This window comes from Chryseosolibacter indicum (genome assembly GCF_018598585.1).
Taxonomy (GTDB): domain Bacteria; phylum Bacteroidota; class Bacteroidia; order Cytophagales; family Cyclobacteriaceae; genus Chryseosolibacter; species Chryseosolibacter indicus.
The window spans coordinates 1-14983 of sequence record NZ_JAHESD010000034.1; the positions used below are offsets into that span (position 1 = coordinate 1).

Sequence of the window (14983 nt, forward strand, 5' to 3'; positions counted from 1 at the left end):
GCATGCGCTCTAGCGGGGCCTTGTTTACTTTCAGATATTTAATCTCTTCTTTAAAAGATTCAATTTCAAGTTTATTATTCACGCCCGAAATGAGCATCGAGAAGAAATCATAAGGATCAAAGATTACAAGCAAAGTTTGGCTTACAGCCTTTTTCATTAAAGGCGCCAGGTTCTGTTGGCTCAGTAAAATATGATTAGACACAACAGACATATAAGTAGCCAATGCTTCTTTAACTTCCGGATGCTCATAATCAAAGTATACACTTTTATTTTTCCGGGTCTCCTCCTTCCAGGCTTTAAACAACTCGCGGATTACAAAAAGATTAACCTGGTGAACACTGGATAATGACAAAATTTCTTTCCCGGTTATCTGATCTTTATCAGAAAAAAAACTCCGCATTACTTTATCCGAATAAGCATCTGCATAACGGGCAATAGCGTCTAAACTTATCTTCTCATCCATAATTAAAGATATGCCATTAAATAGCGTAATTGGCAATTATAAAGTTAAAACTTCTTGATTCAAATTAAATACCAATTTATCCATGGCCAAGATCCTCATCCGAAACCTTTTTGGGAAAATGATTGAAGTACAGGATCGTAGCAGAACGCTCTTACAACACTTTCATGATAATAGAATTGATTGGATGCATGCGTGCGGTGGAAAAGGGAGGTGCACCTCCTGTAAGGTAATTGTTGAACAAGGAATGGAGAATCTGGGAGATCTAAGCGTACCGGAACAGCGATACCGGCAAAATAATGGGCTAAAAAGTAATGAAAGACTCTCCTGTCAATCAAAACCAATTGGCGATATTGTCGTTTCAGCGCCTGCATTCTATAAATTACCCCATGTAGCATACAGCGATTAACACGCTTCCGGCTTATTGATTTAGACAACCATCTGTTAAATTGCACCATGTTTATTGAACCACATCTGGGCAGCAAAAGACACAACGAAAGGGTTGGATGGATAGAGGTAATATGCGGATGCATGTTCTCCGGAAAAACGGAAGAACTTATCAGAAGGCTCAACAGGGCTCTTATAGCAAAACAAAAGGTAGAAATCTTTAAACCGGTTGTCGATAAAAGATATCATCCCGAAAACATCGTCTCTCATAACGAAAACACCATCCGGTCAACACCTGTTAATTTTGCAAGTGACATTCTTCTTCTCGCGGGCGACTGCGAAGTGGTCGGTATTGACGAAGCCCAGTTTTTTGATGATGCAATAGTTGAAGTATGTAATTCCCTTGCTAATAGTGGAAAGCGGGTTATTATAGCAGGCCTCGATATGGACTATGAAGGTAAACCTTTCGGGCCCATGCCTTATCTGCTTGCAGTAGCAGAATTTGTTACAAAAGTACACGCTATCTGTGCCCAAACTGGCGAACTTGCATCTTTCTCTTATCGCTTTAGCGATAACGACAAACAGGTCATGCTTGGCGAACAGGGTGAATACGAAGCAAGAAGCAGAAAAGCCTTTTTCGAAGGAATGAAAGCAAGAAAGAAATGACGTCTAGAAAAAACACGATCCGCCTTTCTCAGATCTTTAATTTCATTTTCTCCTTTCTGTTCTGCCTTACCATCAATCATACAAAGGCACAAACCGATATCCCTGTTGGTACGTGGCGCATGCACCTTTCCTTCAATAACATCAAAGCCATTGCCCAAGGATCTGATAGGGTTTATGCAGCGTCTGACGTAGCTGTTTTAATCTTTGACCGCACAGACAATAGTTTAGACACATATACAAAACTTTCAGGACTAACAGGTGCAGGCATAACAGACATTGCCTACAACGAAAATACCAATCAGCTCATAATCGCTTATGAAGATGGCAATCTCGATCTTATCAAAGAAAATGAAGTAGTAAACTTTACACGACTAAGAGACCTCAATACCATTGTAGGTTCAAAAAGGATTAACCACATCACTATCAGTAACCGAATCGCTTACCTTTCTACGGATTATGGAGTCGTTCTCCTGGATCTAAACAACAACGAAGTAAAAGAGACCTGGCGCGACTTAGGCTCACAAGGTACAAATCTGAGCATATTTAAAAGTATCATCTACAAAGACAGCATAAGCCTTGCAACAAGTAAAGGTGTACTCATTGGTAGCTTAAAAAATAACCTGCTAGATTACAACAACTGGAAACGGATTGACAGCGGCGAACTTGCAGATACTGTTCACTCAATAGCAACGTTTAACAATACCCTCTTCATTGGTATAAATGGCAAAGGACTTTACCAGTACAATAACCAGGCTTTCGTTAATACAGGTTTGTTAAATGACATCAAGTTCCTCGCGCTTGAAGGAGCAGAAGAAAATCTGGCAATTACAGGATCGCAAAAATTATGGTTGTTAAACAAAAACAATCAACTACAGCAAATTGCTAATGACAACCTTCCTTCACCACAAAAAGCAATAATCGATCAGCATGGTTACTACTGGATTGCCGACGCTAAAAATGGACTCGTATCTAATATCAGTGGCACCTTTACTTCCTTCCTTCCCAACGGACCAACAATTACAAGTGCATTTCGCCTTAAACACATAAACAACAGACTCTATGCTTTGAGCGGAGGTTATACATCCTTAGGTATACCGTTAGGGAACGATGGCCACATCAATTATTTCGAAAATGGTCAATGGAAGTTATCCTCTTTACCTTTAACAGATGTTACTGACATTGCCGATTTAAGTAACACCACCTTTACTGCCTCCTATGGTAGTGGTATTTCCGCTGAAACCTCTTCCGGTTCTACAATCTATAACAATACCAATAGTCCGCTGCAAAACATCAATCCTGATGGAAAAGGCATCTATATAACCGCACTGGAAAATTCTTCACAAGGTGTCTTTGTGGCTAACTACGGCGCAGCTTCTCCCATCCACCTTCTTAAACAAGACAACACCTGGAATTCTTACATAGTTAATTATGCTTTGGGCAGATATCCCTTGCGGGTCGCGTCAGATTTCAGCAGCAACTTATGGATGGCTATAGATCCAAGACAAGGTGGTGGAATTATTGTTCTGAATACACAAACCGGAGAGAATATTTGGCTTAATGAAAGTGCAGGATCAGGAGGTTTACCCAGCAGAGCTGTTCGATCACTGGCACTGGACCGCGAAGGTAACATTTGGGTAGGAACCAACTCGGGCATCGCCTATTTCTATTCGCAAAAAGCAGACGCTGTTAAACCAGTTTTTGAAAACAGATTTCTCTTAAGAGACGAAATAATTACAGCAATTGCTATTGATGGAGGTAACAGAAAGTGGATCGGCACACAACAAGGTGCCTGGCTTTTCAATCCTACCGGCGAATCATTAGTGCATCGTTTTACTACTGAGAACAGTCCGCTCCCATCTAACCACATCTCCGACATATCCATCAACCACCAAACGGGTGAAGTATTCTTTTCAACGGATAAAGGAATTATCTCGTACAGAAGCGATGCTACCGTAGCAGAAGTAAAGCCTGACAACATCAAAATATTTCCCAATCCTGTCACTCCTGAATTTTCAGGAACCGTAGGCATTACAGGCTTAAGCGAAAATGCTTCTGTAAAGATTACTGATGTTAGCGGTAAATTGGTTTGGCAAGTACAAGCCAATGGCGGTACTGCCACCTGGAACGTTCGTGACTACAAAGGAAGAAGAGCTGCCACTGGCGTGTATCTTGTTTTTGCATCGAAAGATGATGGCTCAGAAAGCATGGTTGGAAAAATAGCAGTTATTGAATAAGCCGTGGTACATAAAACACGAGGTATTGTTTTCAGATTTGTTAAGTATGGAGAAACCTCTATAATCGTAACAATCTTTACCGAAACTTTCGGATTGCAATCCTACATTGTCAACGGTATTCGAAGCAAGAGCGCAAAAAACAAAATAGCCCTTTACCAACCCCTCACGCTCCTTAACCTTGTAGTATACCACCGCGAAAATGCGAACATTGAAAGAATAAAAGAGATTCAATGCTTCCATCCCTACACTACCATTCCATCCGATATAAAGAAGTCTACCATTGCACTTTTTCTTGCTGAATTATTGAATAAGATAGTCAAAGACGAAAGCCACGCTAAAGACCTATTCGAATTTATCAGCCAGTCCTTCATTACCCTCGATCTACTTGAAGAAAACTTCGAGAACTTCCACCTTCAGTTTATGCTTAAACTAAGCCGTTACTTAGGCTTTGGGGTGCAAAATGTCAACGAAGTTTTAGGAGGAAGGGTAACAAGCGAAGAAATTGAGAAAATCCTCGCCACGGTCTTAAAATCAGACTACCAGACTGCCATTAAAATGGCCGCAGATCAACGAAGAGAACTACTCGACTTGCTTCTAAAATTCTATGCAGAGCACATAGAAACCCTGGGAGAAATGAACTCAGTAACCATCCTGAGGGAAATTCTGCACTAACCAACTTTCCCAATCCTCACTTTCCATTTTTCTTAGACTTATGGCCAAAAGTGGCAATACTTGCCTTTTTAACCCTATTTCCCGACGTCTCACCTCCTATCAGATTCCCAGTTGAGCGGCTATTAACCTGACATCATCCCTAGGATGCTTCGAGGATGCTTCGACCATGCTTCGACTATGCCTCGAGTATGCCACGACTTTGCCTCGAGTCAAGGTATCTACAGGTCAATATCAGACCTGCATTAAGTTCACCGTACCATACACCACAGATACCTATAATTCTTACCGAAATGCTGGTTTTGCTTTAACAGGGCCTTAGAAGTAGCGCTAATAAAAACTGACCACCCTTTCTGGGATTAGTAGTCAGCAGGAAAAAAAGAATGTAGTGGTTATACACCCCGTACCTCAATACCAGGTTTTTCAGCAATAGGAATCGGTGCTTTGGTTATATAACAGGGGCTTCCTGGGAATACACTGGGTAAAGACTGTCAAAAAAGTGCGTTCTATCGCCTTTTCAATTAAAAAATGTTGACGATGTTAATTTTCTATTACTCTATCCGTAATAGTTAGAATCGATCCTGAAAGTTGCGTCTCGTATGTTCTTAGGGGTCGCCATGCCGCACCACTGGTAGGAGTTCCAGTAGCAAAATCAAATGTAGAATTACAACACGGATCAAACATATAGAGGTTAGAGGCATGTACCTCTACAGTAGAGCAAGCTTCGTTAGGTCTATAAGAGCAATTTCTCTCGTAAGCAATAAAAGTAGTAGGATTAGCCTGGTAAAGAATAATACCGCGTACACCACCACTGTTTATATAAGTATTACCAGAGGTTCTTAATTTTTGGTATTCCGGAAGATTCAGGTTAATCGAAATGGTACCAAAGCTGGCAAAGGGAATCTGATCATCCGATAAATCACGATCACACGACAACACTACCATAAGCATTACCAACACAAGCACGTTCCGTACCTTGTCAAAGCAATCTGTATTAAAATATCTCATCATCATTTCGCTATGTCTTCCTGTTGCCATTGTGAAATTTCAATTTAGCATCAGCAAGCGGTACATAGGTAACGGTCTAATCCTTTTAATTGTATAGAACCTTTCTGGTATTCTTAGTGGGAATGGCGCAGCAACACCAATCATCAAACAATGCCTTCTGTGTGAAACTGCTTAAGGAAGCGAATATCGTTTTCAGAATAAAGTCTTAAATCATTAACCTGGTAGCGCAGCTGGGTAACCCTTTCAATACCCATACCAAATGCAAAACCAGTAAACTCCTCAGGATCTACACCACAGTTTTTCAATACGTTTGGATGTACCATACCAGCACCGGCAATCTCTACCCAACCACTCTTTTTACAAACAACACAACCACTGCCTTTACAGATAAGACAAGTTACGTCTATTTCAGCACTAGGTTCTGTAAATGGAAAGAATGATGGTCTTAAGCGAAGCTTGATATCTTTACCATACATCTCTTTTGCAAAGTGAAACAAGGTCTGCTTAAGGTCTGCAAAGCTCACATTCTTGTCGACATACAATCCTTCAACCTGGTGAAAGAAACAATGTGCCCTTGCAGAGATAGCTTCATTTCTATAAACCCGCCCTGGCATAATAGCACGAACAGGAGGGCGTTGTTTTTCCAGCAAACGAATCTGCACATTGGATGTATGTGTTCTTAACAATATATCTCCACCTTCCTTATTTGATTTTTCAATAAAGAATGTATCCTGCATTTCACGGGCCGGGTGATTCTCAGGAAAATTCAAAGCAGAGAAGTTGTGCCAGTCATCTTCAATTTCTGGTCCATCTGCTACATTAAAACCCAGACGCTCGAAAATCTCAATAATACGTAGCCTTGTAAGTGTTAAGGGATGAAGATTTCCTACCTTATTTGGCACAGGAGGAAGCGTGAGATCTATATCTATATTACTACCGCCGGAAGACTCAAGGGCTTCATTAAGGGCAGCAAACTTGCTCTCAGCAGCCTGCTTTAACTCATTCAATACCTTTCCTACCTGCTTTTTCTGCTCAACAGGTACTTTCTTAAGATCTTCAAAAAGCTCAGCCAATGCACCCTTTTTGCTGATATATTTAAGCCTGAAATTCTCTAGTTCCTGTTTGGTGGAGGCAGCGAAATCTGATACTTCCTTTAATAACACCTGTATTTTTTCTTCCATTTCACCTGTTTTCGAGGTACAAACTTAAAGAATCAATCAGATAACCGCTATTTTTTATAAAAAGACCTTATTTTTTCACAGATATATCCAATCTGATTTTCCTCAAGCTCAGGATAAATAGGTAAGGAAAGGATATCCTTTTCTAATTGATTGGCGATAGGGTAATCATTTGGATCCAAATCTAAATACCTATAAGCTGGCAGGTTGGTTAGTGCTTGAGGATAATGAATCATAGTTTGAATGCCATGTTCAAGAAGATAGGCACTCAGCTCGTCTCTTAAGGCTGCTCTAACAGCATAGATATGATAAGTATGCCGTGATGAAGGCCTGACAAAGGGAACCGTTATTTCAGGTATGTCTTTTAACCCCTCATTGTACAATAAAGCATTCTTTATTCTCTTAACAGTCCAATCCTCTAAGTAAGGAAGCTTGATTAACAAAACGGCTGCCTGTAGTGTGTCCATTCTGCTGTTAAAACCCTCCATCAGATGGTCATCTTTCCTTAAAGCTCCATGATTTGCCAGCCTTCTAACTTTCTCAGTCAGTACAGGGTCGCTTGTTGTTATACAGCCTGCATCCCCATAAGCTCCGAGATTCTTTGTTGGATAAAAACTAAAGGCAGCCAGATGACCAACACTGCCAGCAACTTTGTGGTTATCTTCAGTTAGATGACCCTGCGCACAATCTTCAATTAGCGTTAGCCCGTGCGCATTACATAGATTCTTTAAATCTTCCGCGGGAGCACCCTGCCCGTATAAGTGTACGGCAATAACAGCTTTTGTCTTCGTATTGATCTTCTTCTTTACAGCATCAACATCAATGGTATAACTTCTGGAATCAACATCAGCAAAGACCGGCCTTGCACCACATGCTGAAACAGTTTCGGAACTGGAAATCCAGCTCCATGCGGGCGTAATGACTTCATCCCCTGCTTTAATGTCAACTGCTTTTAGGGCCAGAAAAAGAGAATCTGTGCCGTTACCTGTATTAATGCAATACTTGGATCCGACTATCTTAGAGAATTTCTCTTCAAACTCAAATACTTCCTTACCCTTAGCAAACTGAAAATTAGCTACCGCTGATAAAAGCCCTGCATCCATTCGCTCTTTAAAGGATTCATACTGCGCTTTTAAATCAATGAAGGGAATGTTCATATTAAGTTTTCTTGTCTCAATTGCTTAATCAAAAAGAAATGCAAAAGAAAACTTAATGTAAGAGATAACGCAACAACAAAGAATAAGACAGTCAGCTCCGAAATAGACTTCATCATCAACGCTCCGCTTATAAAGAACAAATGGATACTGGTAAGCAGTAATACAGCCTCTTGATGGCTCAACCCTATTCGTAACAATGAATGATGGATATGCCTTTTATCAGGTGTTAAAGGCGAAACTCCCAAGGACAACCGAATGATTATTATTCTTATAGTATCAACAACTGGAATTATAATAACAGATATTGCTGTTGAAACCGACGCTTCAAACCTGACGATACTGTTTAATGGCAAATCATAATTTATGTTGATGAATTTAATTGCAGCGATGGATATCATCATGCCGATAAGAAGCGCACCTGTGTCGCCCATAAAAATCTGAGAAGGTTGCCAGTTGAAAATCAGAAAACCGATAATCGCGCCAACCATTGCGAAACAAATAATACTCAGGTAAGTTTCTCCTACTACATAAAACCAGGTTCCAAAGAAAATAAGGCACACAACCGAAAAAGAACCTGCAAGGCCGTCAATTCCATCAATCAAGTTAAAAGCATTTGTAAGAATAATGATGGTAAAAATCGTAAGCGGATAACTAATCCAATCATTAAAATGAATATTACCAAAGAGACCATAGAAAGAAGAGAGCTTTATGTCCAAAAGAAAAAAGGCAACACTACCGGCAAGAGCTTGCCCTAGAATTTTTACTAAAGGCTTAATTTGAACCAGGTCGTCGAAAAGGCCTAGAACAAATGTGATAGATAAAACGGCAAGAATTATTTTCAATGCAGGCCATTCAACAGCATCGATCCAGAAAACTGATGATGCAAGGAAACCAGAGAAGATTGCAACCCCGCCTATGGATGGCGTTACCTGTTTGTGAATTCTCCTCCCGCCCGGGACATCAACAAACTTTTTTTTTTAGAATACTTAATTAAAATCGGGAATATTAAGACCGATACAATCAAGGAAGTTAGTACAGCACCAATAACACTGGTCATAAAAAGTATACAAGTCTATAAAGATAGACAATAGTATACTACGTGAGGCCAAGGTGTAATATTAGTACGCATTTTGATCTCCTTTAGCCATAGAGATCACTGTTGCTATAATAATCTTAAGATCCAAAAGGAAAGACCAGTTTTCTATGTAAAAGCGATCAAGCTTAACGCGGTTTTTCATCTCAATTAAATTCTGCGTTTCACCTCGATAGCCCTTACTTTGTGCCAGTCCAGTAATTCCTGGCTTAACATTATGACGAGCCATAAACTTGGTAATAAGCCGCGAGTACTCCTCCGTATGTTTTAACATATGAGGTCTTGGACCTACAACAGACATGGCACCTTGAAGAACATTGATAAATTGCGGCAATTCGTCCAAACTAGTTCTTCTCAAGAAAGCTCCAACCTTCGTAATCCGCGAATCTGATTTTGTTGCTTGTTTAGAGTCTGCCTCATTGTTAACATACATAGTTCTGAATTTGAGGCAGAGAAAATCATTATTGTCTTTACCAGTTCGTTTTTGTCTAAAGAAAACTGGCCCTTTAGAATCCAACTTGATTAATATCGCTATAAGAGGAAACAACCACGATGCAATAAATAGAAGGAATAACGAAGAAAACATGATATCGAATCCACGTTTTACTATTTGATTCTGCCTGTCATCCAGAGGAATCGATGAGACATTTAAAACCGGTATATGGTCATACCTCTCTAATTCCAACCCCTTGAAAGAGAAGGCCCTAAAATCTGTAATCACTTTCACTTTTATAAGCTGGTTCTCACAGTAATCTATTATCTTCTTTATTTGGCCGTATTTAACATAAGGAAGGCAACAGTAAACTTCATCCACAAGAAGTTTATTAGTCTCAATATACTCCTCCAATTCATTAATGTCTCCTAGCTTCTTTTTACCATTTGCATGATCATCAAAATAACCAACAAACCTGTAACCATATTCTGGATGTACAGCAAAAAAAACCTCAAGTTGTTTTGCTATTGATCCAAAACCAATAATCACAACATTTCTATAATTATAGCCTCTCGCTCGATATATACTAAGAGAATAGTACAAACTGAGCCTCCAAAATAGTACAATAATTAGAAATGCAAAGTGAACAACCAGAGGTCCCCATTTATGCACAATAACAAAATCTAATAGATATATGGCAGTACACGTAATTAACAAATGCTGCCCAACTGAGTATACGATTGAACTACTAAGCTTCAACAGAGAATTAACTCTGTTTGACTTATAAGGGTTAGCATAAAAAACTATTGCAAGCCAAGAAAGATTGAGAACCGCTAGAAAAAGAAACCATGAATTTTCTGATGTATCAATTATAAAATGGCCTGTAAGATACAATGTTAATACCAATCCATTCAGAGCTAGGATATCACCCAAAAAAGTAAGGATTCTTAGATATTTCGAGTACCTGTGATGTTGCATAGAGTGGGTTTTGGCAAAATTAAAAAATAAAAACCAATTTAAAATCCATCTCAATAGCTTAGACACAATAGACTTTAATTTAGTTGGAATAGAACTTATAATAGAAGAGTTTTGTATTTGTATTAAGTTGTAATATTAATTGCTGGCGATGTACTTAAGGAGTTTTACAGAAGAACAATGAGCTAAAGAAAGTAAAAAAGATAATTCCCTTATTTACCTCAAGCATCGATTCTGTAAGTGAGGCAATTGAGAATAGTACCAAAAATGATAGAAAGAGATAATCTTTTGTTCTAATCGCTCTGAAAATCAGATATAAAAGGCTGGAAAAAAGTAAAAACAAGCCTAATACACCCAAATCTATTGTAGTTTCCAAATATTGGTTATGAGCATTATAGGAAATATCTGGATAGAACAATAATGCTGCGTAATTTTTAGCTCGATAACACTCTTCCAACTCGTCTATCGCATCTCCTGTACCCACTCCAACAAATAAATTTTCCTTTACAATATCAAAGCCGCAATCCCACATCAGCAACCGTTCTGCCCTCCCACCCCATTGTTTTTCTATTGTATACTCTGATTTATAATTTATTGCCTCTTTAAATCTCTCCCTATTTATGGGATTCAAAAAAACCAACACCAAAAAAATTAAGCTTAATACACCGAATGAAATAAATGCTCTTAACAATTTCTGCTTCTTTTTAAAATAGATAATTAAGAATGCAAATGAAATAATGTAAAAAGCTAATATCTCAGCTCTCGCTGATAATAAAAAAAGAAAGATTATGAGATAAATTAAGACAAGATAAAAAACTAAATGACGTATAGCTTTATCCGTACCTTTTGGCCTGTAGAAATAAAAAATTACAAAGCAGGAAAAACAAATATACATTGCAAGATATATAGGATGAATACCTATTACCTCTACTAACGGATAATAGAAAAAATATTCAATTGAAAAATTTAATAGGAAACGATAAATAGCGTATGAGAGACAAATTAGAGAAGAGAGAAGACATGCTACAACAAAAACAGTTAAGATATTTTTAAACGCTTTAGCAGTTAATCCCGGTAAACTGGATAGCAACACGGGAAAAATTATAAAGGTCATTTTCTTCTCCAATTCAAAAAAGGCTTGCCTACTATTATCTGAGTAGAAAACACCTACAAAATGAAGTAAATAGAATAGTGAGAAAAATAACACGAGCCCGTTTTTAATATGTAGATTTCTTTGAAATAGCCAGTTTAAAGCTAAAAGAATGATAAAAAAGTTTGTTATTTTAGGTAACGATGTAAGCGGTAATGTGCCAACTATAATCGATAATAAAATGATATTTAACCTCTCCGAGTAGCTTTTTATCTCGCTAATTTTCATATACTTCTATCCTTAGCTCTACCCTGAAGCCATTCCTTAATTATCAAAAAAATGAATAACGTATTTGTAAATAAATAGCGTTTCCACATTCGCTTTGGCTCCTGGATTAATCGATACAGCCATTCAAGAGATAGTTTTTGCATCCATTTTGGAGCACGCCTCTTCAGTCCAGCAAAAACCGCAAATGCTCCTCCAACACCTAAAAGTGGAGCATTAATCCTTTCTGAGTATTTAGCCATCCAAGTTTCCTGTTTCGGGCACCCCATCCCAACTAACACAAGATTTGCATTAGACCCGTTTATTTGTTTAACATAGCTCTCCGCTTCCTCTTCAGAGAATTCATTAAAAGAGGGAGAAATTCTACCAGCTATTTTGAACGCCGGATAAAGGATTCTAAGTCGACTCTCAATTGCGCTCAGGACATCCGGTGTAGATCCAAATAAAAAAACCGAAAGTTCATTTTCAGCACATGCCTTAATAATAGAGGGCATAAAATCCATCCCTGCAATCCTGTCCTGCTTCACACCATAAAACAAACGCAGCACCTTTACTATAGGCATACCATCCGCAAATAGAAAGGTGGCGGCATTGACAGCCTGGGAAAATGTTTTTTTCTTATACGCCTCAATGGCCATATGGGCATTAACAAAACATGCATATCCTGCTTGTTTTGCGCGGCCTAATGCTATAATACTTGTAATGGCATTGTTATAGCGTATCAAATCGATGTTAAGAACGATCACTTTTCTCCTTTCTGTAGAAGCTGGCAGTAGCATAGATGGAATCCCGATGATATCGAAGTTAAAAAGACCGTAAACTATTATTTTTGCAACTTATATAATTGAGTTTAGAAACTAAATATCTATTACAGAATTAAGTTTCAAAATTCCTCTATCAATTGGAAACATGTTATAGTCAATATTACATGGATTAACTGAGGAGTTCTAGACCTTAACAACTCAACTTCATCACCTATTCCTCAAAATACACCTAAACAACACGAAGGGCACACCTTTAATGTTAGCAACCTATCACATTATTGAAGAGTAAACAGACAATAGTTATCACTGTTACTCATAACTCAGTAAACCTCAGTCTTTAGCAAATAATAACCTCTAAGCAGCAATTAAAAAGTTAAACTAGTAAGAAATAGCTAAATTGTTAATAGAGAATTCTCTATATTTCTATAATAGGATTGTAATGTAAAATTTTTCAGAAACAATGACCTCCCACGTGCGCCCATCTCCCTACGTAAGTCACTATTTAAAATCAAATCCTCCAGGTATGCAGCAACCTGTTGCGCGTCTTTTATTGAACACAGAAAGCCATTATCTCTGTGGGTAACAATGGAGGGAATACCGCGCCATCGTGTGCTAACTATTGGCAAACCAAAAGAGCAAGCTTCCAGCAATACCACCGGAAAACTCTCTGCTTCATAGAAGCTTGGAAAACAAAAGACATCGCTATTTAAATAAAAAAGGTATTTATGCTCACCTGTAACCACCCCATGAAAGTGAATATTCTCATTTAAAAAAAGAACCCTCACTATATCCCTTAACTCCTTTTCAAATTTTGCGGACTCAAATTTTCCGAGTACATCTAAGGCAAAATCAATTCCTCTAGCCTTCAATGAATGACAAGCTTCTAAAAGAATTTTTATCCCCTTACTTTCCGTTAACAAGCCCACAAAAAGCAACCGACATTTAGTTGACCTACCAGGATTTGTACGACGTGTATTAAAATGATCTTCTATTCCATAGGGTATTATAGCTTGTTTTTTTATTTGCAAAGGAAGGCAGTCGTCCGTGCTGTGTTGTGAAAGTCTAATACCCAGATCTGCAGAAAAATAGGCTTTTCTAAAAATGAATTTTGAAAAGGCGTCCAGCGACGGATATAATTCTGAAATGCCCGCTGCATGAAAGTGGAAACAGACTTTTTTAAAAAAAGGTCGTGTTATCGTGAGAACAATTGCATCACGGTAAAAGGCAATCAATTTGGGTCCAGTTGGAGGAAAATATAAAACAGGGATGCTGTAACGAAAGCGTTTATAAAGGATCTGAATAATGACCATAAAAAGATGGAATACCTTCCTAACATTAAAGCGCCCGATAGCATCAAGGTCTTTCGAGAATGCCATGCGTACATGATAGAGCGAAATCCGATTGTAGTTTACTTTCAGCATTTCCTCGATCATAATAGCTTGTCCATGATACGGAGGAGGAGTTTGGCCAACCACTAGTATTTTCCTTTTTATTTTGCTCATTTTATTAAAGAGGTGCTGTGCTTACTGCTGTTGAATATCTTTATTTCAATAGTTTTGAAAATAAAAAGGTAAATCATCACTATTTCGGGATATTCTAAAAAATTGTCTGTAAACAAATTTAGGACAAAAAAAATGGTCAGAAATTTAAGAAAATATAAGTTAGCTGAATAGGATCCCTGATCATTTTGTTGTTTCAATTTCTGAAGGGTAGATCGATACTTATTGCTCGCTAACATTGAGATGAATAGAGAAACGATAGCTCCAAATTCAGCAAATAAAGCAACTATTGATGAAAACGGTTGGTTACGGGTTCCATCCATATACTTTCCCGTATTCGTTGAATTCCAAAGAGGATAAACATACTTCTGAGCGTATCTCGGACTATGTTGACCAAATAATTCAATAACAAATTTATGTTTTGAGTAGTCGCCGTTTAAAAGGAAGTAAGACCTGCTATTGAAGGTACCTGGTCCACTCCCTGTTAAAAATAGAATTGGTTCCCTCAGATAAACTTCGACATAATTTCTATACAACATTAACTTCCGGGGTATTTGATGAGCATTTTTTTGGCCGTCATCATTCCTAAAAAATAGTGCAACACGCTGAAGATTTTCATAATTGTAAAGGAAGGTCTGATATCGGAATGTATAGAGCAAACCTGTAAACATTACCATTACAAGAACAAAAATAAAGATCGATCGAAAAAAAGCCTTTAACGAAAATTTATATATGAATATAGATAGTATGAAGATAATAAGACCTAGTCCATAAAAAGACAAGATAGCTGAAGAAATAAAAAACAAAAAAAGAAATAGTTTTATTTTGGACTTTGAGTGCTGATAAGCTAAAAAATAATAAGCACATACAATAAAGTTAACAAGAGATAAAGTATGTGGTCCCAATCCCCCGGCACCATAAAAACCGATAAATGCATCATCGTTTACGGCTGGGGCGTACATAAATTGAACAAGGCCAATGATGTTATTAATCACCAGTACTCCTGTCAGCACCTTTATAAAGTACTCAAAGTAGTTTTTATCCTCCACTTTTGGCGTTGTGAAAAAGATTATTAAGACCGGTAC

The 14983-nt window shown here is 38.0% G+C and carries 13 protein-coding genes and 1 pseudogene; 4 read left to right on the forward strand and 10 right to left on the reverse strand.

All coding sequences use genetic code 11. The annotated features are described in order from the left end of the window. Positions 1–463 (reverse strand): annotated as a pseudogene (locus KK060_RS14730) (hypothetical protein); the annotation flags it as partial. A gap of 82 nt (positions 464–545) precedes the next feature. Here KK060_RS14730 and KK060_RS14735 point away from each other — a divergent pair. From KK060_RS14735 to recO, 4 genes are read left to right on the forward strand one after another with little or no spacing between them, the layout of a single operon-like run. Further along, on the forward strand, positions 546–869 hold the full coding sequence (locus KK060_RS14735; protein WP_254154519.1) for a 2Fe-2S iron-sulfur cluster-binding protein: 324 nt from the start codon (positions 546–548) through the stop codon (positions 867–869). A 47-nt stretch (positions 870–916) separates the two neighbouring features. Then, positions 917–1513: a thymidine kinase gene (locus KK060_RS14740; protein ID WP_254154520.1), complete on the forward strand. Its 597-nt coding sequence runs from the start codon at positions 917–919 to the stop codon at positions 1511–1513. Continuing rightward, entirely contained in the window at positions 1510–3747 is a 2238-nt protein-coding gene (porZ, locus tag KK060_RS14745; protein ID WP_254154521.1) for a type IX secretion system anionic LPS delivery protein PorZ, read from the forward strand. The genes KK060_RS14740 and porZ overlap by 4 nt, the downstream gene beginning before the upstream one ends. 3 nt (positions 3748–3750) lie before the next feature. Then, positions 3751–4419: a DNA repair protein RecO gene (gene recO / locus KK060_RS14750; RefSeq protein WP_254154522.1), complete on the forward strand. Its 669-nt coding sequence runs from the start codon at positions 3751–3753 to the stop codon at positions 4417–4419. 537 nt (positions 4420–4956) lie between these two features. Here recO and KK060_RS14755 read toward each other — a convergent pair. From KK060_RS14755 to KK060_RS14795, 9 genes are all read right to left on the reverse strand, one after another. Next, positions 4957–5454, reverse strand: coding sequence for a Rieske (2Fe-2S) protein (locus KK060_RS14755; RefSeq protein WP_254154523.1), 498 nt, complete (start codon positions 5452–5454; stop codon positions 4957–4959). 113 nt (positions 5455–5567) lie between these two features. Further along, positions 5568–6605, reverse strand: a complete 1038-nt coding sequence (gene pheS, locus KK060_RS14760) for a phenylalanine--tRNA ligase subunit alpha (protein WP_254154524.1) — start codon at positions 6603–6605, stop codon at positions 5568–5570. A gap of 47 nt (positions 6606–6652) precedes the next feature. Further along, positions 6653–7759: a DegT/DnrJ/EryC1/StrS family aminotransferase gene (locus KK060_RS14765; protein WP_254154525.1), complete on the reverse strand. Its 1107-nt coding sequence runs from the start codon at positions 7757–7759 to the stop codon at positions 6653–6655. Further along, the gene (locus tag KK060_RS14770; RefSeq protein ID WP_254154526.1) at positions 7756–8601 is read right to left on the reverse strand and encodes an MraY family glycosyltransferase; all 846 of its coding nucleotides are present in this window, start codon (positions 8599–8601) and stop codon (positions 7756–7758) included. Before KK060_RS14770 ends, KK060_RS14765 begins: the two co-directional genes overlap by 4 nt. Before the next feature lie 276 nt (positions 8602–8877). After that, positions 8878–10263: an undecaprenyl-phosphate glucose phosphotransferase gene (locus KK060_RS14775; protein WP_254154527.1), complete on the reverse strand. Its 1386-nt coding sequence runs from the start codon at positions 10261–10263 to the stop codon at positions 8878–8880. A 154-nt stretch (positions 10264–10417) separates the two neighbouring features. After that, positions 10418–11638, reverse strand: a complete 1221-nt coding sequence (locus KK060_RS14780) for an O-antigen ligase family protein (protein WP_254154528.1) — start codon at positions 11636–11638, stop codon at positions 10418–10420. Further along, entirely contained in the window at positions 11635–12414 is a 780-nt protein-coding gene (locus tag KK060_RS14785; RefSeq protein ID WP_254154529.1) for a WecB/TagA/CpsF family glycosyltransferase, read from the reverse strand. The genes KK060_RS14780 and KK060_RS14785 overlap by 4 nt, the downstream gene beginning before the upstream one ends. A 377-nt stretch (positions 12415–12791) precedes the next feature. Then, positions 12792–13901: a glycosyltransferase family 4 protein gene (locus tag KK060_RS14790; protein ID WP_254154530.1), complete on the reverse strand. Its 1110-nt coding sequence runs from the start codon at positions 13899–13901 to the stop codon at positions 12792–12794. Further along, positions 13898–14947, reverse strand: a complete 1050-nt coding sequence (locus tag KK060_RS14795) for a hypothetical protein (protein WP_254154531.1) — start codon at positions 14945–14947, stop codon at positions 13898–13900. The genes KK060_RS14790 and KK060_RS14795 overlap by 4 nt, the downstream gene beginning before the upstream one ends. Positions 14948–14983: the final 36 nt, after the last annotated feature.

What these genes read in the sequence shown, in the direction of transcription:
- KK060_RS14735 (WP_254154519.1), top strand. Translation starts at nt 546, where the DNA reads ATGGCCAAGATCCTCATCCGAAACCTTTTTGGGAAAATGATTGAAGTA.
- KK060_RS14740 (WP_254154520.1), top strand. Translation starts at nt 917, where the DNA reads ATGTTTATTGAACCACATCTGGGCAGCAAAAGACACAACGAAAGGGTT.
- porZ (WP_254154521.1), top strand. Translation starts at nt 1,510, where the DNA reads ATGACGTCTAGAAAAAACACGATCCGCCTTTCTCAGATCTTTAATTTC.
- KK060_RS14755 (WP_254154523.1), bottom strand. Translation starts at nt 5,454, where the DNA reads ATGGCAACAGGAAGACATAGCGAAATGATGATGAGATATTTTAATACA.
- pheS (WP_254154524.1), bottom strand. Translation starts at nt 6,605, where the DNA reads ATGGAAGAAAAAATACAGGTGTTATTAAAGGAAGTATCAGATTTCGCT.
- KK060_RS14765 (WP_254154525.1), bottom strand. Translation starts at nt 7,759, where the DNA reads ATGAACATTCCCTTCATTGATTTAAAAGCGCAGTATGAATCCTTTAAA.
- KK060_RS14775 (WP_254154527.1), bottom strand. Translation starts at nt 10,263, where the DNA reads ATGCAACATCACAGGTACTCGAAATATCTAAGAATCCTTACTTTTTTG.
- KK060_RS14780 (WP_254154528.1), bottom strand. Translation starts at nt 11,638, where the DNA reads ATGAAAATTAGCGAGATAAAAAGCTACTCGGAGAGGTTAAATATCATT.
- KK060_RS14785 (WP_254154529.1), bottom strand. Translation starts at nt 12,414, where the DNA reads ATGCTACTGCCAGCTTCTACAGAAAGGAGAAAAGTGATCGTTCTTAAC.
- KK060_RS14790 (WP_254154530.1), bottom strand. Translation starts at nt 13,901, where the DNA reads ATGAGCAAAATAAAAAGGAAAATACTAGTGGTTGGCCAAACTCCTCCT.